Origin of the sequence: Pseudomonas sp. SIMBA_067 (assembly GCF_046534675.1) — a bacterium.
In the GTDB taxonomy this organism is placed as follows: Bacteria; Pseudomonadota; Gammaproteobacteria; order Pseudomonadales; family Pseudomonadaceae; genus Aquipseudomonas; species Aquipseudomonas putida.
The window spans coordinates 1-240 of the sequence record NZ_JAWRYH010001240.1 but is presented as its reverse complement, the minus strand read 5'-3'; the positions used below and the strand labels follow the sequence as shown (position 1 = coordinate 240).

Annotated in this window: 1 pseudogene; it reads left to right on the top strand. The window is 59.2% G+C overall.

What is annotated here, in order from left to right:
• Positions 1-196: pseudogene (locus tag SB765_RS33255) on the top strand (NUDIX hydrolase); the annotation flags it as partial.
• Positions 197-240 lie beyond the last annotated feature (44 nt).

The window sequence follows — 240 nt, the reverse complement described above, 5'->3', positions numbered from 1 at the left end:
CTGCTTCATCGCCAAGGCACTCAAACATCACCCGGACTATTCACTCGACGCAGGCATCCTCCGCGCCCGCTGGCTGACCCGCGACGAGCTGATGGCCTTGCGCGACGACTGGCGCAGCGAGTTGATTATCCGCTGCATCGATGATTATCTGGCCGGACAGCGCCACAGTCTCGAATTGATCCGCCCTTCCCTTTAGCCTTGCGCGCGCTAGCCTGTTAGAATCGCGTCCTTTTTCAAGAC